Consider the following 20,380-nt stretch of genomic DNA (forward strand, 5'->3'; position numbering starts at 1 on the left):
TTTCGACCTTTCCTGTTCGGGTGGTGGTGGGGGTCAGGTCATTCGGTCAGGCGCCGGCTCAGCACCGGGAACTCCGGGTCGCTGCCCAGGGCCCCGCCCTCCGTCCAGCGGTTGCGCGGCACCTCCTGGACGTAGACCGTGATCTTGTCCAGGGGGGCTCCGGTGACCTTCCTGACCGTTCGGGTCAGCTCCTCCATGAGCTCCCGGCACTGGGCGTCGTCCTGGCCGTCCCAGGTGGTGACGGAGATGATGGGCATGGGATGGAACCTCTCAGGGTGTGGTGCGCAGGTCCTGGAAGGACGGGCCGCGCAGTTTGAGGTGGGCGTGGATGTCCCCGCCGAGGCCGAACTCCCCGATGGCGCCGCCGTAGCTGCGCTGGTAGCTCATCCACAGCACGACGACGTTGATGATCCGGTTGGCGCCGGGCAGCTCCGGGTCCGGGAACGGGTCCGGCATCGTGGCGTGGTAGCGGCCGGAGCCGTCCTCGTCGGTGACGAACACGTTCGGGACCCCGAGCGGTCCCGGCCGGGTCGGGCCGGCCGGATCCAGGTCGCGGGCGCGCAGCGACATCACCGTGTAGACGCTGTTCGGTACGAGACGGGAGAAGTCGAAGTCGAACGTCCCGGACCGGCCGTCCGGGGTGACGGCGACCTCCAGGGTCCCGCTCGCCTCCATCCACCGGCCGAAGGTCACCGGCTCGACGACCTTGGGCCCGTCCTCGGCCCGCAGGTCCGGGATCGGCACCTGGTGGAAGGCGTGGCTCGGCCGCTCGACGCGGGCGGCGTCCGGCAGCTGCTCCGGCGCGAACACCATCGGGTAGTTGTTGCACGGCAGGGGCAGCGGCAGGGTGTGGAGCACGAGGTCCCGGTCCGCCCCGCCGGGGTCGGTGTCCAGTTCGCGCACCACCGTGTAGGGGGCGAGGCGGCCGAACTCGGGAACCGGGCTGGCCGGTGAGACCACGGCCGCGCCCCACTCGGGCGCGGCCCCGCCCGCGGCGGTGGGCCGGTTGACCATGCCCACCACCACGAAATTGCCCTCGCCGTCCATGACCTCGCTCGGCGGGTAGAGCGGACCCTGGGTCGTCAGGGCGAGCTCGTACGTCTCCGTGCGGTTCGGGGTCGCGAGCCCGGCCGTCGTACGGGCCGCCGTACGGGTCTTCGTAGCGCTCTCAGACATCGGCGCGCTTGTAGACGCGGGTGTACAGGCCGCTCTCGCCGCCGACGATGTAGCGGTCGCCCGCCTGGCGGACGATCTCCTGGTACTCCGGCGACGTGAACACCGCCTGGTACTCGGCCGGCTCGACCTCGAAGCCGGACACGAACATCACACCCGGCTGCGAGCTGATCAGCGAGTGGTAGGCCAGGAACGTCTTCACCTCGTCCGCGCGCCGGACGACGTCGAAGATGGTGTTCTCGCGCCACTCGCGGTACGCGGTGTACTGGCTGGGCTTCACCTCGATGTAGCGCAGCTGCACGTAGGGGGTCTGCGGCAGCGGGTCGGCGGTGTCCTTGGGCGCCTCGACGAACTCCAGGAGGTGGCGCCGGAAGTCCGTGACGAGGTCGCCCGACACGGCCTCCCAGAGCTGCTTCCAGCCCGCGTTCAAGCCGTCGAGCTCGGAGAGCTCCTTGACCGGCGTGATCTCCAGGACGTTGCCGTCGTCCACGCTGACGTACAGCGCGCGGCCGGCCACCGGCTCCTTCCGGTTCAGCCGGCTCCACTCGGCGAGGACCTGGTCCAGCCGGCCGGGGGCCACGGCTACTTCATTGAGGACGAGCAGGGTGGAAGACATGGGTGTGCCCTTTCGATGAAAACGTGAATTCGGAAATGGGGGGGAGGGGAAGGGGGAGAGGGAGGGGGAGGGGGGAATTCCTCAGGCGACGGTGACGCCCTTGGACGCGATCACCGCGGCCGCCTCCGCGACAGTCTGCTCGGGGACGAGTTCACCCATCTCGATCTCGACGCCGAACGTCTTCTGCAACCGCAGTGCCAGTTCCTCCAGCAGCAGCGAGTCGATCTCCATCGCCTCGAACGTGGTGTCCGGCGTGACGTCCGCCGTCTCCACGTCCAGCTCGCCGAGGACCGTGACCACCCGGGTGACGATCGAAACATCCATGAGAATCCTCCGTGAATCACTTGGAACGCCGACTTTCGCGTTGCGGGATCGGAGCTGGTGAATTCAGCGGATCGAATTTCCTCCGCGTCCCACGGATTCATCATGGGATCCGGGAACGGGCGGAGGAAGTGTCTCCTGATCATGGTGGTGCGAACACCACCGGCATGGGAATCAGGCGGCCTCGGCATGGCAGCCGACCAGTTCGCGCGGACGCGCGGCCGATTCCGCCCCGGGCCGGGCGACATACAGGGTCAGCAAGGACTCGGGGCTCTCCGGCACGCTCATCACCACACGGTCGAAGACCCGCACCCCGGCCTGCGGGAGCGCGATCTTGCGCCGGCTCTGGTTCGGGCCGACCACCTCGTGACAGTCCCACAGCGTGGCGAAGCGCGGGCTGCGCTCGCTCAGCCGCTCGGCGATCCGGCCGAATTCCCGGTCCTCCGGGAAACGGGCCGACTGCGCCCGGAACTGGGCGACCAGACCGCGCCCCACCTCGTCCGCCTCGGGGTACTTCTCGCGCGTCGACGGCTCGGTGAAGAACTTCAGCACGCAGTTGTCACCGCGGGCGTCGATACGGAACAGGGAGCGGGCCGAACGACTGGCCAGTTCGATGCGCCCGTACCGGTCGGTGATGTACGCCGGATTGCGCGACCACCCCTCGACGAGCGCGTTCATCCGCGCGTACTCGCTGTCCCACCGGCGGCCCGCCGTGGGCTGCGGCGGATTGTGGCCGGCCAGCCGGTAGAAGTACGTGCGCTCCACGTCCCCGAGCCGCAGCGCATTGCTGACCGCATTCACGATGCCTTCGGAGACGTTGATGTCCCGGCCCTGTTCGAGCCAGGTGTACCAGGACACCCCGACCCCGGCCAGAGCCGCGACCTCCTCGCGCCGCAGCCCCGGCGTACGTCTGCGCTCCACGTTCACCAGACCGACTTCCTCCGGCGTGATCTGCTCCCTGCGCGCCCGCAGGAAATGCCGCAGCCGCGTCCGCCGTAAAAGTCCTGATACCGGAGGGGATGCAGTCGTCTGCATTCCTCGACCTCTTTCTCTTTCCGACTGAAGAAAATTTCGGTGCGGTGCGCCCGGCCGGCAGGCCCACCGATGGTGGTGGCACCACCCCGATCGAAAGACACTCCCTCCCGCCGGAATCGCCCGCCACACTGGCGGCATGTTCCACACAGCGGCGAACATCCCGGCTGCCAGGGCGGCGGGTACGGCGGAGAGCATCCCTGCGAAGAACGAATCGACCCGGCTGCGCCTGTTCTGCTTCCATCACGCGGGCGGCAGCGCCTGGTCCTTCTCGGGCTGGGGGCAATGGCTCGGCCGCGGGGTGGAGGTGGTGCCGGTGTCCATGCCCCCCAGGTCGGTGCCCGCGGCCGGCGTCCCCGGTGCCGTCAGCACGATGGACGACCTCGTACGCGAGGTGACAAGGCAGCTGACCCCCTTCCTCGACGAGCCCTACGCCTTCTACGGACACAGCATGGGAGCGCTGGTCTCCTACGGCGTGGCACAGCGGCACATCGCCGCGGGACGGCGCCCGCCCGCCTGTTTCGTGGCCGGGGCCCACCGCGCGCCGCATGTCCAGGCTGCGCCCGACCTGACCGTAGGGCTATCGGATCGAGCGTCCCTAGAGCTGTTGTTGGGTCTGGGTGGAGCCGGTCGGCTGCTGCGGGAGAACCCCGTCCGCATGAGCACCGTCGTACAACGGCTCCGCGAGGACCTGCGGGTATGCGGTACCTACCGGCATCCGGAGGCCGGCCACCGGCCGCTGCCCTGCCCGGTCCACGTACTGCTGGGCAGCCGCGACCCGCTGGTGCCCGCGGCGGACGCCGAGGCGTGGCGCGTGCACGCGGGCGGGCCGTTCTCCTTCCGCACCCTCCCGGGGGGCCACTTCTTCAACCGGGAGCACAAGGAGCTGTTCTTCGCCGAGTTGGGGCACATCCTCGGGGCGGTCGAAAACTGAAGCCGTGTGATTCCCGCCGCTGACACCGCGTGGGGGTGTGACCTACCTTCGGGCGGTATGGACGCCATGCCGTTAGGGACCGACCGCAACGACCGCAACGACCGTACCGACCGTACGAAGAAGAAGCGCACCGAGCTGGCGCACTTCCTGCGGAGCCGCCGAGCGGCGCTCTCCCCCGAGGACGTCGGACTGGCGACGGCCGCCCGGCGCGCCCGGGTCGGGCTCCGCCGAGAGGAGGTCGCGGTCCTGGCCGGGGTGAGCGCGTCGTGGTACGCGTGGCTGGAACAGGGCCGCCCCATCAAGGTCTCCGACGGGATACTCGACGCGATCAGCCGCGCCCTGCGCTTCAGCGAACGCGAGCGGGTCCACCTGTACCGGCTCGCGGACGCCAACCCCCCGCTGCCGCTCTCTGCTCCGGACCTCCCGGATTCCGGACTCTTCCAGCGGATGGTGGACACCCAGCTGTTGGGGCCCTCCTGCGTCATCGACCGGTACTGGGAGGTCCTCGCGGTCAACGAACCGGCCGCCGAGGCGCTGCTCCTGGGCCGCGACGGCAACGACAACTTCCTGACCAGCCTGTTCACCGGATCCCACGGCCGGCGGTATCTCAACCGGCCGCAGCTGGCCCGCCGGATGACGGCCCGGTTCCGCCTGCAGTCCTCGTACGGGGCCGACGATCCGCGGTACGAGGAGATCGCGGACGAACTGGCGGAGAACGACCCGCGGTTCGCCGAGTTGTGGGAGCGCCACGAGGTCGAGGAGTTCGTGCCGACGACCGTGGAGGTGGACCACCCCCACGAGGGCCGCGTCTCCTTCGTCCTGTTCACCATGGACCTGGACGAAGCCGCCGGCACCCGCCTCCTGGTGTACCTCCCGCCGGGCGCCGCCGGGCCCGTGTCGGCCTGGTCGTAGGGGACGGACGCGAGGGTGGTGGTCCCACCACCACCGGCGGCAGGCTCTGGCTGGGTTCCGGCCGCCGCCACAGAATCGTCGGGTGGCCTGCCCCCGCGCGGAGAGCGGCCCGTTCCACCGTGCCCGGTAGCGGAGTCCCGCACCGGCGACTATGGAGGCCTCCCTTGACTCATGCGACTGATGCCGTTGATGCCATTGATGCGTCGGGCCACGGCCGGACAGCGGTCCTCACCGGGCTCGGGACGTTCGTCCCGCCCCGCGTCGTGACCAACGAGGAGCTGTCCCGGACCATGGACACCTCGGACGAGTGGATCCGCACCCGTACGGGCATCACCCAGCGGCACTGGGCCGACCCGGGGACCGCCACCGGCGACCTCGCCGTGGCGGCGGGCGAGCGGGCGCTGAAGTCGGCCGGCTCCGGGGACGTCGACCTGGTGGTGCTCGCCACGACCACTCCGGACCACCCGTGCCCGGCGACGGCTCCCGAAGTCGCCTCCCGGCTGGGCCTGGAGGGTGTGCCCGCGTACGACGTGGCCGCGGTGTGCAGCGGCTTCGTCTACGGACTCGCCTCCGCCGCGGGCGCCATCGCCGCCGGCATCGCGGAGCGCGTCCTGGTCATCGGCGCCGAGACGTACTCGACCATCCTCAACCCGCAGGACCGCACCACGTCGGTCATCTTCGGCGACGGCGCCGGAGCGGTGGTGCTGCGGGCCGGTGACCCCACCGAGCCCGGTGCGCTGCTGGGGTACGACCTGGGCAGCGACGGCTCGCTGAAGGACCTGATCATCGTCCCGGGCGGCGGTTCGCGGCAGCGCTCGGCGTCGGCCGCGGCCGACGGGCCCGAACCGGATCCTGCCGACGCGTACTTCACCATGCAGGGCAAGTCCGTCTTCCGGCACGCCGTGACCCGTATGGCGGCCTCCTCCCAGACCATGCTCGACCGCGCCGGATGGGCGGCGGATTCGGTGGACTGGTTCGTGGGCCACCAGGCGAACGTACGGATCCTGCACGCCGTGGCCGACCAGCTCGGGATGGCGCGGGAGCGGACGGTCGTCAACCTCGACCGCGTCGGCAACACCTCGGCCGCCTCCATCCCGCTGGCCCTCGCCGACGCCGTCGCCGGGGGCCAGGTCACACCGGGCGACCGGGTGCTGATGAGTGCCTTCGGCGGCGGCGTGACCTGGGGCTCGACGGCCCTGGTCTGGCCCGACATCACCGCGTACTGACACGACCAACCCCCAGAGTCGGCCGCCGGTCACCGTGACCGGCGGCCGACGCCGTACGTACGAAGAACGCAAAGCGAGGAGTACCCCATGAACATCGGCATCCTGGGCGCGGGCAACATCGGCCGCCCGCTCGGCCGGCACTGGGTGGCGGCCGGGCACCGCGTGACGTTCGGCTCCCGGGACCCGGGCCGGCTCGCGTCCTTCGTCGAACCGCTGGGCGAGCGGGCGCGGGCCGCGACGTACGCCGATGCGGCCCGGGCGAGCGACATCGTCCTGCTGTCCGTCCCGCACCCGGCCCTCGACGGCCTTCTGGACCAACTGGCGGGCCCGTTGGCCGGAAAGACCGTGATCGACGCCACCAGCCCGATCGGCGTCTCGGGGGACGGACTGTTCATCTCGGTGCTCGGACCGGGCATCACCCGGGGGAGCCGGACCGCCGAGCGGCTGCCCGACAGCGCGCTCACCCGTGCGTTCTGCCACTTCCCGGACGAGCTGCTGTGGTCGCGCGGCACCGGGCAGCGGCACTTCTGGGGCGTGGGCACCGCTGCCGACGACCCCGCGGCCCGGGAGGTCACGGAAACCCTGGTGCACGACGCCGGTTTCGTACCGGTCCACGTCGGCGGGCTGGCGGAGTCGGCCGCCCTGGATCCCGGCGGCGCGCTCTTCGGCCTCGCCTCCACGGCCGCGGGCCTGCGCGCCGCGGCCGGCCTCTGACGTACGACGGGGACCGCCTGCCCCCTCCGGCCGGAGCCGGACGGGGCAGGCGGTCCCGTTTCCCACGGACCCGTCCTACGTACCCGCGATCACGCGGTGGGGGAGGATCCGACCTTCTCGCCCGCGCCGCGGACCGCGAGGGGCCGGGGCTCGGCGGCGGGAAGGGCGGCCGCCACGAGCTTCTTCTTCGGGTTCGACCAGCGCCGCGTGATCGGCCGCTCGACCAGGGTGTACAGCGCCCACGAGGCGAGGATCGCGACGCCCATGGCCAGCGCCATCAGACCGACGGCCGCCGGATTCGAGTACGAGTGGCTGCCGAGCAGCTTCCACACCGCGACCATCACCGTGTAGTGCACCAGGTAGAAGGCGAACGAGATGTCGCCGAGCCAGACCATCACGCGGTTGCGGAAGAGCGTGAACCGGCCCTCGTCGTCCGCGATGGCGCCGGCCGCGATGAGGAGGGCGGCGGGGACGACGCAGACCGCGCGCGTCGCGTAGATGGGCGGTACGAAGTAGCCCAGGGCGAAGGCGGCGGTGAGCAGGACGCCGGACCAGACCATGCCGATGTTGCGCCAGCGTCCCGCCATCACGGAACGGGCCACGAGGATGCCGAGGGCGAAGTCCAGTACCCGGGGCAGCGGCAGGATGTAGGAGAAGAAGTACTGGTTGATGGAGGTGTCGGGCTCGGTGGGCATCATCGCCCCGGCCGGGACCAGCAGCGTGGAGAGCAGCGGCGTCGCGACGATTCCGGCGACCACGCCCACGACCCAGAGGTTCAGCCGGTGGGCCGGGATCTTCTTGATCCAGTGGAGCAGGACGGGGAAGAGGAGGTAGAAGACCGCCTCGACGCCCAGGGACCAACCGGCCGGGTTCACCCCGAAGTTGATCGCGAAGTCCGGGTACCAGACCTGGACCATGAAGAGGTTGAGCAGGCCGGTCGTCATGTCCGTGATGGGCGCCGCGAACACCAGCATGGCCAGCGCCCAGGCGATCACGTAGTTCGGGACGATCTTGAGGAAGCGACGCCGCCAGAAGCGCGGCGCGGTATCGGTGTCTCGGGCCGACCAGGTCAGTACGAAGCCGCTGAGCACGAAGAAGAACGTGACGCCGACGGCGCCTACGTGGGCCACGGCGTCGTAGTACGTCGTGACCGCCGAGCTGCTGCTCAGCCAGGGGACGCCCAGGAAGCCCAGGAGTGCCGCGTGGTACAGGAACACCACGAAGGCGGCGGGAAAGCGCAACCCGGTCAGCGTGTCGAGGCGGGTCACCCGGGTACGCATTCTGTCCGTCGACACGTTGCTGCTCCTTCGGAAGAGGGATGCTGGGAAAGACGTTCGGAAAGCTACCCGAGAAACCGCTGAATTGCCGGGGCGTGCTTATCCAGTTGGTGCCACCACCAGGAGCCGGAGGCACTTCCTCCGCAGATGTGCGAGCGGGAGAATTCACCGACGGAAACTTTTCTGTATTTCTCGCTTCGCGCATATTCCTCGACCCGGGAGCACCCATGTCCACGAGCGTGACCAGTCAGAGCGGCACGACGCCCTCGGTGGCGAAAGACCCGACCCTGACCCCGACCCCGCCCCCCGCGGCCGCGCCACCGGGCTCGCCCTGGCGGTCCTGGCTGGCCGTGGTCGGACTGGCCCTCGGCGTCTTCTCGTTCGTCACCACGGAGACCCTGCCCATCGGCCTGCTCCCGTCCATCGCCGAGGGCACGAAGGTCTCCCTCGGCTCGGCGGGCTTCCTCGTCACCGGCTTCGCCGTGCTCGCCGCGGTGACCGCCGCACCCCTGACCGCGCTCACCGGCCGCGTGGACCGCAAGTGGCTGCTCGTCGCCCTGATGGTCCTCTACGTCGCCGGCAACTTCATGGCCGCCGCCGTCTCCGGCTACGCGCTGCTCCTGACCGCCCGCCTCATCGTGGCCCTGGCGCACGGGGTGTTCTGGTCCATCGCCGTGTCGATCGCCGTACGCCTGGTCCCCGAGCGGCACGCCGTCCGCGCGACCTCGGTGGTCCTCGGCGGCATCTCCCTCGCCTCCGTCGCGGGCACCCCGCTCGGCACCGCCGTCGGCCAGTCCGCCGGCTGGCACGCGGCCTTCGTCTGCGTCGGCTTCCTCGGCTTCCTCGTCCTGGCGGCGAGCCTGCTGTTCATGCCCGCCCTGCCCGCCAAGGGCAGCGGCAGCCTGGCCGCGCTCCTGCACGTACTGCGCCACCGCGCGCTGCGCGTCGCGGTCGGCGTCACCGCGCTGATCATGAGCGGCCACTTCCTCGCCTTCACGTACGTGGCCCCGTTCCTGCAGGAGGTCACCGGCGTCCGGCCGTCCCTCGTCGGCGCACTGCTGCTGGTCTTCGGCGCGGCCGGACTGGCGGGGAACTTCGCGGCGGGCGCCGTCGTCGGCCGGGCCCTGCGGGCGAGCATCATCGCCTGCACCGGACTGCTGGCCGTCGTCATGGGCGTGATGTACGCGGGCGGAGCGAGCGGCCCGCTCGTCATCACCCTGCTGGTGTGCTGGGGTGTGCTCTACGCGGCGCTCCCGGTCGCCCTGCAGACCTGGGTCATGCGGCTCGTCCCCGAGGAGAGCGAGGCCGCCTCGTCGCTGTACGTCGCCGCCTTCAACGGGGCCATCGGCGTGGGTTCGTTCATCGGCGGCCTGATCATCGACTCCAACGGCCCGCGCCTGGCGATGGCCGTGGCCGGCGCCTTCGCGCTCGCCGCGATGCTGATGACCGCTGCTTTCGGCCGGACCGGGGGAGAGGCGCCGAAGCCCGTCCGTTCCTGATCACGACGCGTCCGTACATCCCGACCTGGCCCGTATGAGGGGCCCTTGGGGACGGCGTGAGGAATTCATGGTGGCCGTATGGCTCACGACCTGTCGTGAGGCTCGGGCGCGCGGCCATACTCGTGAAACCCTCCGCCCGGCTAGAGAGGTGCAACATGCGGTATACGACCGGGGGTGTCCAGACCTTCCATCTCTGGTCGCTGTCCGAGGACGTGATCGTCGATCAGGGGGCCGGCGGCGACGTACTCCTGCTCACAAGCCGCTGGGGCCAGGACCGGCTCGACCGGCCCAGCCCGGCGGTACGCGAGGTACTGCGGAGGATGGAGCTCGGGCCGGTCCTGCTGGCCAATGCCCTGAGCGAGCCCGAGGAGCAGTGCCCGTTCACCCTGCCGGCGCTCAGCAAGCTGTCGCACCTCGTGGTGCGCACCCTCGGCGTGGACGACCTGAAAGGGCCGCTGCTGTCCGTGGTCCCGCTGTCGTCGGCGGCGTCGTTCGTCCTGATCCGGCCTGCCGGTGAGCGCCGCGTATGCCTGCCCCGGCACGTGGCCTTCACCGTGCCGGAGTCGGGCACCGGATGCGTCCTGGAGTCCGAGCGCTCCCCCCACCGCGTCGTCCTGCACCGGCAGGAGGCGGCGTGGGTGGCGATGACCCTCGCGTGGCCGACCACGCTCACCGCGGTCTCGGCCGCGTTGCCGCTGCCGCCGCAGGTGACCGAGGACATCATCGGCTATCTGGCGGCCGCCGGGCTGGTGACGTCGGTGGACGAGTCCGCATAGCGGTGTGGTGGCTCAAGGGACGCTGGGGTTCCGGCCGAGTTCCCGTCCAGACGATTTCAAGCCACTTCGCCCATAGTGCGGCGCATGCAGCGGGAAAGTCCCGTAACTGACTCGACGGAGTGGCCATCATGCTGGACACGGATACCTTCCGTAAGGTTTTCGGTTCCTTTCCGACCCCTGTCGCGATCGTCACCGCACTCGGCGAGGGCGGCGAACCGACCGGCTTCACGTGCAACGCGTTCTCCGCCGTCTCGGCGGCGCCGCCCCTGCTCCTGCTGTGCGTGGGCAAGGGTTCCCGGACCTTGCCCGCGATCCTCGCCTCCGGGGTGTTCGCGATGAACTTCGTGGCCCACCGGGGCCGGGACAAGGCCCTGACCTTCGCAGGGAAGGCGGCGTGCAAGTTCGACGAAGTGGCCTGGCGCGGCGGGCTGGCGGGCGTTCCCGTGCTCAACGAGGACGCGGTGGCCTACGCCGGCTGCACGCTCGTGGAGACGGTGGAGGCCGGCGACCACCTGCTGCTCATCGGGCGGATCGACGAGAGCGAGACCTTCCCGGGCGCGGCCGCCCTGTACCAGCAGGGCGAGTTCGGCCGGTGGGAACCGGACCGCCGGCTGGCCGTCCAGCACTGACGCAGCGACGAAGCTCCTGGCGGACACGGTGTCTGCCAGGAGCTTCGTCGTTCGTACGGCGCGGCCGTATCGCCTTGTGGGGGGCGGCGCCGGCTAGGCGGAGAGTGCATGCAGGGTGGAGGAAGGGGCCTGCAGGCCGGTGTCGTTGGCCAGAATGGCCTGGTGCAGCCGCTGGAGCCGCGGCGACGGTTCGACCCCCAGCTCATTGATGAGCGCGTGGCGCAGCGCCTGGAAGGCGTCGAGCGCACGCCACGGGTGCCCGGCCCGGTACAGGGCGGTCATCAGCTGGGCGGACAGGGTCTCGTGCAGGGGCTGCCGGCTCACCAGCATGCGCAGCTCGCCGATGATCTCCGCGTGCCGGCCGAGACTGAGGTCGGCTTCGAGGCGCATCTCCAGCGCCCAGTCGCGTTCCTCCTGCATGCCGATGACCTCCGTGCCGAGGACCTCCCCTACCGGGACGTCGGTGAGGGCCGGGCCGCGCCACAGGTCCAGGGCGCGGCCGAGCTGCTCGGAAGCCGTCCTGGGGTCGTTCTCGGCCATCGTCCGCCCGCCCGCGCGCACCAGCTGCTGGAACGTCTGCAGATCGAGGGAGAACTCCTCGGGAGCGAGCCGGTAGCCCCCGTAACAGGTCGCCAATACGTCCTTGGCACTGCGGCCGGATTGCTGCTGCACGCCGGCCTGCGTGAGTTTCCGGCGTAATTGGAGGATGTAGGTCTGGAGCGTGGTGGCGGCACTGCGGGGAATGGCATTGCCCCACAATTCGGCCATCAGCGTTTCCACTTGTACGACACGTCCCGCGCGGATGGCGAGCAGCGCGAGGATCTGGCGCGGTTTTCCGGCGGTCGGTGCGATGGACGTGCCGTGCATACGGGCTTCGAGCGGTCCGAGAACTCCGAATTCCATGGACTCAGCATCGCAGCCGACTTGAGCGGGCGACCAGTGACGAGTGCACGGGCGGACATGAAGTTCTCATATGCGTCCGCCCGCCTGCTGGGGAGCAGGCGGGCGGAAGGGAACGGAACGGAGCCGTGCGGGAGGGCTCAGCCGTTGACGAAGGTGAGCCCGGTCGCGTCGTAACGGGTGCCCGCGATCTCCCCGGGCGGGGCCGCGGCCTCGATCGCGGCGAGGTCCTCGGGCGACAGCTCGACGGCCAGGGCCGCGAGGTTCTCCTCCAGGTAGCGCCGGCGCCGGGTGCCGGGGATCGGCACCACGTCCTCGCCCCGGTGCTGCACCCAGGCGAGCGCGAGCTGGCCGGCCGTGATCCCCTTCGCCGCGGCGAGCTCGTCCAGCTTCGCGACGATCGCCAGGTTCCGCTCGCGGTTGCCGTCGGCGAAGCGCGGGTGCCCGCGCCGTACGTCGGTGTCCGCCAGCTTCTCCACCGAGCCGTACCGGCCGGTCAGGAAGCCCCGCCCGAGCGGTGCGTACGGGACCACGCCCACGCCGAGCTCGCGGCACACCGGGATGATCTCCGCCTCCAGATCGCGGGACCACAGCGACCACTCGCTCTGCAGCGCCGAGATCGGGTGCACCGCGTGCGCCCGCCGGATGGTCTGCGCACCGGCCTCGGACAGGCCGAGGTGGCGCACCTTCCCGGCCCGCACCAGCTCGGCCATGGCGCCGACGGTCTCCTCGATCGGGACCTGCGGATCGACCCGGTGCTGGTAGAAGAGGTCGATGTGGTCGACACCGAGACGGCGCAGCGACGCCTCGCAGGCCTGCCGTACGTACGCGGCGTCGCCCCGTACGAGGGTGGGCTCGCCGAGCCGGTTGGCGAAGCCGAACTTCGTGGCCAGCACCACCCGGTCGCGGCGCCCGGCGACGGCCCGGCCGATCAGCTCCTCGTTGTGCCCGCTGCCGTAGAAGTCGGCGGTGTCCAGCAGGGTCACCCCGAGGTCGAGGGCGCGGTGCAGGGTCGCGACCGACTCCGCGTCGTCCGTGGCGCCGTAGCCGTGGCTCATGCCCATGCAGCCCAGGCCCTGCGCGGAAACCGCCAGTTCGCCGAGGTGTCGGGTGGGGACGTCGGTCATGCTGCCTCCAGGGCGAAAGGGCGGGACGCGAAGAGAACGGCGGCCGGATCGAAGGTCAGGGCGATGTGCGTGGCAATGGAATTGACGTCCCGCCACGCCCGTTCCAGCGGACTGCGAGTGCTCTGACCGGACGTACCGGAGGCGGCGAACATCCGATTGACGGCGTTCACCAGGAGATCGGCGGACAGCGCGTAGTCGCGCACGTTGCGGGCGATCTCCTCCTCGGTGATCCCCGCGCCCCGGTCGGCGACGGACGCGGCCCGCTCCAGCAGCAGCATCGCGGCGTCGATCTCACCGGAGCTGCGGGTCAGGACGGCTTCGTACGTACTGAGGGAGGGCCCGGGACCCCCCACCCGCCCACCGCCGCGCGCGAGCCGCTGGGCGGTGTCGGCGGTCCACAGCTTGAGCGCGCCGCGCGCGGCCCCGAGGGCGGCGGGCGCACACGACAGCCCGTTCACGGCCTGGATCGGCACGGTGCGGCCGTCGGACAGCCGCTGCCGGTCCGCGCTCCGCGACTCGGGAACGAACACGTCATCGACGATGACGGTATTGCTCCCGGTACCCCGCATCCCGGATCCGGTCCAGGTGTCCTTGACGGCATAGGCACCGCGAGGCAGAGCGAACAACCGCGCACCACCCCGGCCGGGCAGGGTGGCACACAGCACCACCCAGTCGGCATAGTCGACGCCGCTGATGTAGGCCCAACTCCCGGACAGCTGCCACCCACCCGGGGCCGGCACGGCCGTGCCCGCGGGCGAGAGCGACCCGACGACGAAAACATCGGCCCCGCCGCCCCAGACATCGGCCTGCCCCTCCTGCGGCAGACAGGCGGCCACCCGAGCCAGACTGGCCGCGACGGAGGCACACCAAGCAGTAGCGGCACACCCCTCGGCGACGACGGCCACGGCGCGGGCGAACTCACTGAAGCCGCCCTCCACCCCACCGAAGCCGACGGGCACGAAATGCCGGGCGAACCCGCTCTCCAGCATCCGCGCCACCACATCGGGGGTCAGCCGCCGCTGCTCCTCGGCATCGGCGGCCCGCCGCCGCCCCAACTCGCCCAACCCCCCGGCCCGCTCAACAAGCCCGGTCCCCGTAACCATCCTGCCTCCTCAAACGCCACCGATGAGCGGCCGGACCATCCCACACCCCCCTCAACCCCCACTCGCACCCCCCTAGAGCCGCAACCCCGGGCCGCCGGCCCCTCGACGGTTCAGGTACCGGTGCACGGTCCATCGCGACCAGGGCGAGAAAACGACAAAGGCCCGGACTCAGTGGGACTGAGTTCGGGCCTTCATGCTTGGCACTTCAGCAGGTCAGCGGGTTGATCACGCTGCTCTTGCTGGAGTGCCCCCGGCAGGATTCGAACCTGCGCACACGGCTCCGGAGGCCGTTGCTCTATCCCCTGAGCTACGGGGGCGTGTCGTTCGCGTTGCGGCGACGGGTTGAACACTACCAGCTTCGGCGGGGTGATCAGGAACGGATTACGGGCCCGGGGGACGTGGGTCGCTCGGAGGGGGTGGAAGTGGCAAAAACCCGGACGCGGGGGCTTAGGCACACCTACTCTCGACTTGTGCCAGGCGCCTCGGGCCGGGTGCTTGTTGTCGACGACAACAAGGTCATCCGGCAGCTGATCAAGGTCAATCTCGAGCTGGAGGGCTTCGAGGTCGTGACCGCGAACGATGGTGCCGAGTGCCTGGACATCGTGCACCACGTGTGCCCCGATGTGATCACCCTTGATGTGGTCATGCCCCGGCTGGACGGGTTCGGGACCGCCGCGCAGCTGCGGGCCGATCCGCGGACGCGGGATCTGCCCCTCGCCATCGTGAGCGCCTGTACGCAGTACGAGGTCGAGGCCGGGATCGAGGCCGGGGTGGATGCGTTCCTCGCCAAGCCCTTCGAGCCCGCCGAGCTCGTACGGGTCGTACGCCGGCTCGTCGAGCGCAAGGACCGGCGCGAGCGGAAGGGCGCGCCGGCCGGGCGGGGGAGGGGGTAGCGCCGGTCACCTGTTCACATGGCGAAACCGTTCGCGGGATGGGAGGGCTTCTCCCCTAGGCTGGTCCCGTGACCCCCGCCGACCTCTCCAGCACCGTCGCACGCGCCGTGCGCCGCGCCGTCGAGGACGGGGAGCTGCCGGCCGAGGCGGATGTGCCCGAGCGGGTCGTCATCGAGCGGACCCGGCCCGGGGGAGTGGGGGACTACGCCACCCCCGTCGCCTTTCAGATCGCCAGGACTGTGGGAAGTGCTCCCCGTCACGTCGCTGATGTGCTCGCTCGGCGGTTGGGCGAGGTGGCCGGGATCGAGCGCGTCGAGATCACCGGCGCCGGGTTCCTGAACTTCACCCTCGCCCCCCGCAGCGCCGCCGCGCTCGTCCGCGAAGTGCTGTCGCGCGGATCGCGCTACGGGTACGCGGACGACGCCGTCGAAGCCGAGCCCTTCTGCTGGGCCCCCACCGCCGAGTTCCGCCGGCGCGCCGTCCACGAGGCCGTCGTACGCATCCTGCGCAGTCAGGGACGGGAAGACGGCGGTGCGCTGCCCGGCGTCGCCCCCGTCGCGCGCCGTGACGGGGACGTGGTCGCCACCTACGGGCGGTCCGCCGCAACCTGGGCCGTGCTCGCCGTTCCGGCCCGCGAGACGCCGCAGTTCGGGGCGGGACTCCTGGTTCAGGACGAGTCCAGCGAGTTCTTCCTCGTGCGGTACGCCCACGCCCGAGCCAAGGCCCTCGGCCGCGGCGCCGCCCGCCTCGGCTTCGGCGCCGAGCCCGGCGAGTTCGACGACGCGCCCGCCGAGCCCGACGCGCCCGCCGAGCCCGCCGAGCCCGCCGAGCCCGACGCGCCCGCCGAGCCCGCACTGCTGCGGCTGCTCGCCGAGCACCCGCTCGTCCTGGAGGCCGCCGCGCACCACCGGGCCCCCGAGCGCCTCACCCGTCAGCTCGTCGCCGTCGCCGACGAGCTGCTCGATTTCCAGCACTGCGTCCTGCCCAAGGGGGACGAGAAACCCTCGGCCGCCCACCGCGCCCGGCTGGCCCTTGCCGAAGCCGCCGGGACGGTGCTGGCCGGCGGCCTGGCCCTTCTCGGCATAGACGCACCTGACTGCCTGTGATCTGCGAAGAGAGATACCGATGAGCCGTTCCGCGCACCCCGCCGGGCCCCGCCACGCCGACGTCCTGCCCGAGGGGCACTACTCCCCGCCGCCCGCCGACCTCAACGCGCTCGACGAGAAGGTCTGGGCCCGGACCGTGCGGCGGAACGACGAGGGGGAAGTGACCGTGGGCGGGGTGGCGGTCAGCACCCTCGCCGAGGAGTTCGGGACGCCCGCCTACTTCCTCGACGAAGAGGACTTCCGGGCTCGGTGCCGGGCCTGGGCGCACGCCTTCGGGCCCGACGCCGACGTGTTCTACGCGGGCAAGGCGTTCCTCTCCAAGGCCGTCGTGAAGTGGCTCAAGGAAGAGGGACTCAACCTCGACGTCTGCTCCGGCGGCGAGCTGGCCACCGCCCTCGCCGCCGGCATGCCCGCCGAGCGGATCGCCTTCCACGGGAACAACAAGTCCGTGGCCGAGATCACCCGGGCCGTCACCGCCGGCGTCGGCCGGATCGTGCTCGACTCCTTCCAGGAGATCGCCCGCGTCGCGCACATCGCCCGTGAGCTGGGCGTACGCCAGCCCGTCCAGATCCGCGTGACGGTGGGCGTCGAAGCCCACACGCACGAGTTCATCGCCACCGCGCACGAGGACCAGAAGTTCGGCATCGCCGTCGCCGACGGCTCCGCCGCCGAGGCCGTACGGCGCGCCCTCGGACACGACAGCCTCGACCTGCTCGGCGTCCACTCCCACATCGGCTCGCAGATCTTCGACATGGCCGGCTTCGAGGTCTCCGCCAAGCGCGTCGTGCAGCTGCTGGCCGCCGTACGGGACGAGCACGGCGTCGAGCTGCCCGAGATCGACCTCGGCGGCGGGCTCGGCATCGCCTACACCTCCTCCGACGACCCGCGCGAGCCCCACGAGATCGCCAAGGCCCTGCACGAGATCGTCGCCCGCGAGTGCGAGTCCGCCGGCCTGCGTGCGCCCCGCATCTCCGTCGAGCCCGGCCGCGCCATCGTCGGCCCCACCGCCTTCACCCTCTACGAGGTCGGCACGATCAAGCCGCTCGAAGGGCTGCGCACGTACGTCTCCGTCGACGGCGGCATGTCCGACAACATCCGCACCGCCCTCTACGACGCCGAGTACGCCGTCACCCTCGTCTCCCGCGTCTCCGACGCCGAGCCCATGCTCGTCCGCGTCGTCGGCAAGCACTGCGAGAGCGGCGACATCGTCGTGAAGGACGCCTTCCTGCCGGCCGACCTGGCCCCGGGAGACCTCCTCGCCGTACCCGCCACCGGGGCGTACTGCCGCTCCATGGCCAGCAACTACAACCACGCGCTGCGCCCGCCCGTCGTCGCGGTGCGCGACGGACAGGCCCGGGTGATCGTCCGGCGCGAGACGGAGGAAGATCTCCTGCGTCTCGACCTCGGATGATCCGGTTATTTCAGGGAGAAGCCCCCATACCCCCAAAATAGGTGTCTCACTCAATGGACCGAGGATGGAAAGTGCTGTCCATTGAGTGAGACTGGATGAGACCCGGCGCGCAATACCGCACGCCGGGTGGTGATGGAAGATCGAAAGGCGTAGGTCGAATGATGCGTACGCGTCCGCTGAAGGTGGCGCTGCTGGGCTGTGGAGTGGTCGGCTCAGAGGTGGCGCGCATCATGACGACGCACGCCGACGACCTCACGGCCCGCATCGGTGCGCCCGTCGAGCTCGCCGGCGTGGCTGTGCGCCGTCCCTCCAAGGTGCGCGAGGGCATCGACCCGGCCCTGGTCACCACCGATGCGACCGCCCTCCTCAAACGCGGCGACATCGACATCGCGATCGAGGTCATCGGCGGCATCGAGCCCGCCCGCACCCTCATCACCACCGCCTTCGAGCACGGCATCTCCGTCGTCTCGGCGAACAAGGCGCTGCTCGCCCAGGACGGCGCGGCCCTGCACGCCGCGGCCGAGCAGCACGGGCTGGACCTGTACTACGAGGCGGCCGTCGCCGGCGCCATCCCGCTGGTCCGCCCCATGCGCGAGTCCCTCGCCGGCGACAAGATCAACCGGGTGATGGGCATCGTCAACGGCACGACGAACTTCATCCTCGACAAGATGGACTCCACCGGCGCCGGGTACCAGGAGGCGCTCGACGAGGCCACCGCCCTCGGGTACGCCGAGGCCGACCCCACCGCGGACGTCGAGGGCTACGACGCCGCCGCCAAGGCCGCGATCCTGGCCGGCATCGCCTTCCACACCCGGGTCCGCCTCGACGACGTCTACCGCGAGGGCATGACCGAGGTCAGCGCCGCCGACTTCGCCTCCGCCAAGCGCATGGGCTGCACCATCAAGCTCCTCGCGATCCTGGAGCGCGCCGCCGACGGCGAGTCCGTCACCGCCCGCGTGCACCCGGCGATGATCCCGCTGACCCACCCGCTCGCCTCCGTCCGCGAGGCGTACAACGCCGTCTTCGTCGAGGCGGAGGCCGCCGGGCGGCTCATGTTCTACGGGCCCGGCGCGGGCGGTTCGCCGACCGCCTCGGCGGTCCTGGGCGACCTCGTCGCCGTTTGCCGCAACAAGCTCGCCGAGGTAACGGGGCCCGGCGAGTCGGCGTACACCCAGCTGCCGGTCAGCCCCATGGGCGACGTCGTCACGCGGTACCACATCAGCCTCGATGTGGCCGACAAGCCGGGCGTCCTCGCCCAGGTGGCGACGACGTTCGCGGAGCACGGGGTCAGCATCGATACCGTACGACAGCAAGGACGTCCGGACGGGGTCGGCAACGAGGCCTCCCTCGTCGTCGTCACCCACCGCGCGCCCGACGCCGCCCTCTCCGGGACCGTCGAGGCACTGCGGAAGCTGGACACCGTGCGCGGTGTCGCCAGCATCATGCGTGTTGAAGGGGAGTAAGGACCCATGAGCAGCAATCGCACCCACCAGTGGCGCGGCATCATCGAGGAGTACCGGGACCGCCTGCCGGTGACGGACGCGACTCCCGTGGTCACGCTCCGCGAGGGTGGCACTCCCCTCGTCCCCGCGCAGGTGCTCTCCGAGCGCACCGGCTGCGAGGTACACCTCAAGGTCGAGGGCGCGAACCCCACCGGGTCCTTCAAGGACCGCGGTATGACCATGGCGATCACCAAGGCCAAGGAGGACGGCGCCAAGGCCGTCATCTGCGCCTCCACGGGCAACACCTCGGCCTCCGCCGCCGCGTACGCGGTGCGCGCCGGGATGGTCTCCGCCGTCCTCGTCCCCCGCGGCAAGATCGCACTCGGCAAGATGGGCCAGGCGCTCGTCCACGGCGCCAAGATCCTCCAGGTGGACGGCAACTTCGACGACTGCCTGGACCTGGCCCGCGCGCTGTCCGACAACTACCCGGTCGCGCTGGTCAATTCCGTGAACCCGGTGCGCATCGAGGGCCAGAAGACGGCCGCGTTCGAGATCGTCGACGCGCTCGGCGACGCCCCCGACATCCACGTGCTGCCCGTCGGCAACGCCGGCAACATCACCGCGTACTGGAAGGGCTTCAAGGAGTACAAGGCCGACGGTCTGGCCTCCCGTACGCCCCGTGTGTGGGGTTTCCAGGCCTCCGGCTCCGCGCCCATCGTGCGCGGAGAGGTCGTCAAGGAGCCGCACACCATCGCCACCGCGATCCGCATCGGCAACCCGGCCTCCTGGGAGTACGCGCTCGCCGCGCGCGACGAGTCGGGCGGCTTCATCGACGAGGTGACGGACCGCCAGATCCTGGCCGCCTACCGCCTGTTGGCCGCGCAGGAGGGCGTCTTCGTCGAGCCCGCCTCGGCGGCGTCCGTGGCCGGCCTGCTCAAGGCCGCCGAGCTGGGCCTGGTCGACCCCGGCCAGACGATCGTGTGCACCGTGACCGGAAACGGCCTCAAGGACCCCGACTGGGCCGTCGCCGGCGCCCCGCAGCCGGCCACCGTCCCGGTGGACGCCGAAGCCGCGGCCATCCGCCTCGGCCTGGTCTGACCGCAGTACCCCGGTCGCCGGATTCCGGAATGCCTCCCCGAGGCTTCCGGAATCCGGCAACTCAGGCCGTACGGCACAAAAGCCAACGGCATCCAGCGGTATCCACCGGAAGACACCGACACGCATCGTGCGCCTCCTGTGCGCCCTATGTCGCGAGAGAACCTTCCTTCGATACGCTGTACTTACACCCG

General features: G+C 70.8%; 21 protein-coding genes and 1 tRNA gene. 12 read left to right on the top strand and 10 right to left on the bottom strand.

The window, feature by feature from the left end; translation table 11 throughout:
* Positions 1-38 precede the first annotated feature (38 nt).
* The 5 genes from OG509_RS25665 to OG509_RS25685 form a co-directional block, all read right to left on the bottom strand.
* Positions 39-257: a tautomerase family protein gene (locus tag OG509_RS25665; protein ID WP_030857091.1), complete on the bottom strand. Its 219-nt coding sequence runs from the start codon at positions 255-257 to the stop codon at positions 39-41.
* A 13-nt stretch (positions 258-270) separates the two neighbouring features.
* Positions 271-1,176: a hypothetical protein gene (locus OG509_RS25670; protein WP_406184868.1), complete on the bottom strand. Its 906-nt coding sequence runs from the start codon at positions 1,174-1,176 to the stop codon at positions 271-273.
* Complete coding sequence (locus OG509_RS25675; protein WP_387290397.1) at positions 1,169-1,789, bottom strand: hypothetical protein; 621 nt, start codon at positions 1,787-1,789, stop codon at positions 1,169-1,171. The genes OG509_RS25670 and OG509_RS25675 overlap by 8 nt, the downstream gene beginning before the upstream one ends.
* 81 nt (positions 1,790-1,870) lie before the next feature.
* Entirely contained in the window at positions 1,871-2,113 is a 243-nt protein-coding gene (locus OG509_RS25680; protein WP_385579101.1) for a phosphopantetheine-binding protein, read from the bottom strand.
* 171 nt (positions 2,114-2,284) lie between these two features.
* Positions 2,285-3,145, bottom strand: coding sequence for a helix-turn-helix transcriptional regulator (locus tag OG509_RS25685; RefSeq protein WP_387290393.1), 861 nt, complete (start codon positions 3,143-3,145; stop codon positions 2,285-2,287).
* A gap of 136 nt (positions 3,146-3,281) precedes the next feature.
* Between OG509_RS25685 and OG509_RS25690 the strand changes: the two genes are divergently transcribed.
* From OG509_RS25690 to OG509_RS25705, 4 genes are all read left to right on the top strand, one after another.
* Complete coding sequence (locus OG509_RS25690) at positions 3,282-4,076, top strand: thioesterase II family protein (protein ID WP_406184870.1); 795 nt, start codon at positions 3,282-3,284, stop codon at positions 4,074-4,076.
* Between the two features lie 57 nt (positions 4,077-4,133).
* Positions 4,134-4,988: a helix-turn-helix transcriptional regulator gene (locus tag OG509_RS25695; protein WP_406184871.1), complete on the top strand. Its 855-nt coding sequence runs from the start codon at positions 4,134-4,136 to the stop codon at positions 4,986-4,988.
* A gap of 164 nt (positions 4,989-5,152) precedes the next feature.
* The gene (locus OG509_RS25700; protein WP_406184873.1) at positions 5,153-6,214 is read left to right on the top strand and encodes a beta-ketoacyl-ACP synthase III; all 1,062 of its coding nucleotides are present in this window, start codon (positions 5,153-5,155) and stop codon (positions 6,212-6,214) included.
* A gap of 87 nt (positions 6,215-6,301) precedes the next feature.
* Positions 6,302-6,928, top strand: a complete 627-nt coding sequence (locus tag OG509_RS25705) for an NADPH-dependent F420 reductase (protein ID WP_406184874.1) — start codon at positions 6,302-6,304, stop codon at positions 6,926-6,928.
* Between the two features lie 89 nt (positions 6,929-7,017).
* On the opposite strand, the gene OG509_RS25710 is transcribed toward OG509_RS25705, so the two are convergent.
* On the bottom strand, positions 7,018-8,223 hold the full coding sequence (locus OG509_RS25710) for an acyltransferase family protein (RefSeq protein ID WP_406184875.1): 1,206 nt from the start codon (positions 8,221-8,223) through the stop codon (positions 7,018-7,020).
* 209 nt (positions 8,224-8,432) lie between these two features.
* Here OG509_RS25710 and OG509_RS25715 point away from each other — a divergent pair, with 209 nt between their 5' ends.
* The 3 genes from OG509_RS25715 to OG509_RS25725 all read left to right on the top strand — a co-directional run bounded on the left by OG509_RS25715 (position 8,433) and on the right by OG509_RS25725 (position 11,109).
* Positions 8,433-9,704, top strand: coding sequence for an MFS transporter (locus OG509_RS25715; RefSeq protein WP_406184877.1), 1,272 nt, complete (start codon positions 8,433-8,435; stop codon positions 9,702-9,704).
* 155 nt (positions 9,705-9,859) lie between these two features.
* On the top strand, positions 9,860-10,480 hold the full coding sequence (locus OG509_RS25720; RefSeq protein WP_385591599.1) for an NADH oxidase: 621 nt from the start codon (positions 9,860-9,862) through the stop codon (positions 10,478-10,480).
* 128 nt (positions 10,481-10,608) lie between these two features.
* Positions 10,609-11,109 (top strand): flavin reductase family protein, encoded by a 501-nt coding sequence (locus OG509_RS25725; RefSeq protein ID WP_406184879.1) that lies wholly within the window; start codon positions 10,609-10,611, stop codon positions 11,107-11,109.
* A 93-nt stretch (positions 11,110-11,202) separates the two neighbouring features.
* Here the strand turns inward: OG509_RS25725 and OG509_RS25730 are convergent, their stop codons facing one another.
* From OG509_RS25730 to OG509_RS25745, 4 genes are all read right to left on the bottom strand, one after another.
* Positions 11,203-12,012 carry a BTAD domain-containing putative transcriptional regulator gene (locus tag OG509_RS25730; RefSeq protein WP_406184881.1) on the bottom strand — a complete coding sequence of 270 codons (810 nt, stop codon included), beginning with the start codon at positions 12,010-12,012 and terminating at the stop codon, positions 11,203-11,205.
* 137 nt (positions 12,013-12,149) lie between these two features.
* Complete coding sequence (locus OG509_RS25735; RefSeq protein ID WP_406184882.1) at positions 12,150-13,136, bottom strand: aldo/keto reductase; 987 nt, start codon at positions 13,134-13,136, stop codon at positions 12,150-12,152.
* Positions 13,133-14,239, bottom strand: a complete 1,107-nt coding sequence (locus OG509_RS25740) for an acyl-CoA dehydrogenase family protein (protein ID WP_406184883.1) — start codon at positions 14,237-14,239, stop codon at positions 13,133-13,135. The genes OG509_RS25735 and OG509_RS25740 overlap by 4 nt, the downstream gene beginning before the upstream one ends.
* Positions 14,240-14,484: 245 nt before the next feature.
* Positions 14,485-14,556: transfer RNA gene (locus OG509_RS25745), tRNA-Arg, on the bottom strand.
* 105 nt (positions 14,557-14,661) lie between these two features.
* Between OG509_RS25745 and OG509_RS25750 the strand changes: the two genes are divergently transcribed.
* The 5 genes from OG509_RS25750 (at position 14,662) to thrC (ending at position 20,189) form a co-directional block, all read left to right on the top strand.
* Entirely contained in the window at positions 14,662-15,132 is a 471-nt protein-coding gene (locus OG509_RS25750) for a response regulator (RefSeq protein WP_406184884.1), read from the top strand.
* Between the two features lie 68 nt (positions 15,133-15,200).
* Complete coding sequence (gene nrtL / locus OG509_RS25755; protein ID WP_406184886.1) at positions 15,201-16,238, top strand: ArgS-related anticodon-binding protein NrtL; 1,038 nt, start codon at positions 15,201-15,203, stop codon at positions 16,236-16,238.
* Positions 16,239-16,257: 19 nt separating this feature from the next.
* Positions 16,258-17,649, top strand: coding sequence for a diaminopimelate decarboxylase (gene lysA, locus OG509_RS25760; protein ID WP_403724488.1), 1,392 nt, complete (start codon positions 16,258-16,260; stop codon positions 17,647-17,649).
* A gap of 158 nt (positions 17,650-17,807) precedes the next feature.
* Positions 17,808-19,112 (top strand): homoserine dehydrogenase, encoded by a 1,305-nt coding sequence (locus OG509_RS25765; protein WP_406184887.1) that lies wholly within the window; start codon positions 17,808-17,810, stop codon positions 19,110-19,112.
* A gap of 6 nt (positions 19,113-19,118) precedes the next feature.
* Positions 19,119-20,189, top strand: a complete 1,071-nt coding sequence (thrC, locus tag OG509_RS25770; RefSeq protein ID WP_385591610.1) for a threonine synthase — start codon at positions 19,119-19,121, stop codon at positions 20,187-20,189.
* The last annotated feature ends 191 nt before the right edge of the window (positions 20,190-20,380 follow it).

It is taken from the genome of Streptomyces sp. NBC_01006 (assembly GCF_045162725.1).
Classification (GTDB): Bacteria; Actinomycetota; Actinomycetes; order Streptomycetales; family Streptomycetaceae; genus Streptomyces.

Coding starts and splice junctions, on each gene's coding strand:
- OG509_RS25675 (WP_387290397.1), bottom strand. CDS start 1,789: ATGTCTTCCACCCTGCTCGTCCTCAATGAAGTAGCCGTGGCCCCCGGC.
- OG509_RS25690 (WP_406184870.1), top strand. CDS start 3,282: ATGTTCCACACAGCGGCGAACATCCCGGCTGCCAGGGCGGCGGGTACG.
- OG509_RS25695 (WP_406184871.1), top strand. CDS start 4,134: ATGGACGCCATGCCGTTAGGGACCGACCGCAACGACCGCAACGACCGT.
- OG509_RS25685 (WP_387290393.1), bottom strand. CDS start 3,145: ATGCAGACGACTGCATCCCCTCCGGTATCAGGACTTTTACGGCGGACG.
- OG509_RS25680 (WP_385579101.1), bottom strand. CDS start 2,113: ATGGATGTTTCGATCGTCACCCGGGTGGTCACGGTCCTCGGCGAGCTG.
- OG509_RS25765 (WP_406184887.1), top strand. CDS start 17,808: ATGATGCGTACGCGTCCGCTGAAGGTGGCGCTGCTGGGCTGTGGAGTG.
- lysA (WP_403724488.1), top strand. CDS start 16,258: ATGAGCCGTTCCGCGCACCCCGCCGGGCCCCGCCACGCCGACGTCCTG.
- thrC (WP_385591610.1), top strand. CDS start 19,119: ATGAGCAGCAATCGCACCCACCAGTGGCGCGGCATCATCGAGGAGTAC.
- OG509_RS25720 (WP_385591599.1), top strand. CDS start 9,860: ATGCGGTATACGACCGGGGGTGTCCAGACCTTCCATCTCTGGTCGCTG.
- OG509_RS25670 (WP_406184868.1), bottom strand. CDS start 1,176: ATGTCTGAGAGCGCTACGAAGACCCGTACGGCGGCCCGTACGACGGCC.
- OG509_RS25715 (WP_406184877.1), top strand. CDS start 8,433: ATGTCCACGAGCGTGACCAGTCAGAGCGGCACGACGCCCTCGGTGGCG.
- OG509_RS25725 (WP_406184879.1), top strand. CDS start 10,609: ATGCTGGACACGGATACCTTCCGTAAGGTTTTCGGTTCCTTTCCGACC.
- OG509_RS25740 (WP_406184883.1), bottom strand. CDS start 14,239: ATGGTTACGGGGACCGGGCTTGTTGAGCGGGCCGGGGGGTTGGGCGAG.
- OG509_RS25730 (WP_406184881.1), bottom strand. CDS start 12,012: ATGGAATTCGGAGTTCTCGGACCGCTCGAAGCCCGTATGCACGGCACG.
- OG509_RS25735 (WP_406184882.1), bottom strand. CDS start 13,136: ATGACCGACGTCCCCACCCGACACCTCGGCGAACTGGCGGTTTCCGCG.
- OG509_RS25665 (WP_030857091.1), bottom strand. CDS start 257: ATGCCCATCATCTCCGTCACCACCTGGGACGGCCAGGACGACGCCCAG.
- OG509_RS25705 (WP_406184874.1), top strand. CDS start 6,302: ATGAACATCGGCATCCTGGGCGCGGGCAACATCGGCCGCCCGCTCGGC.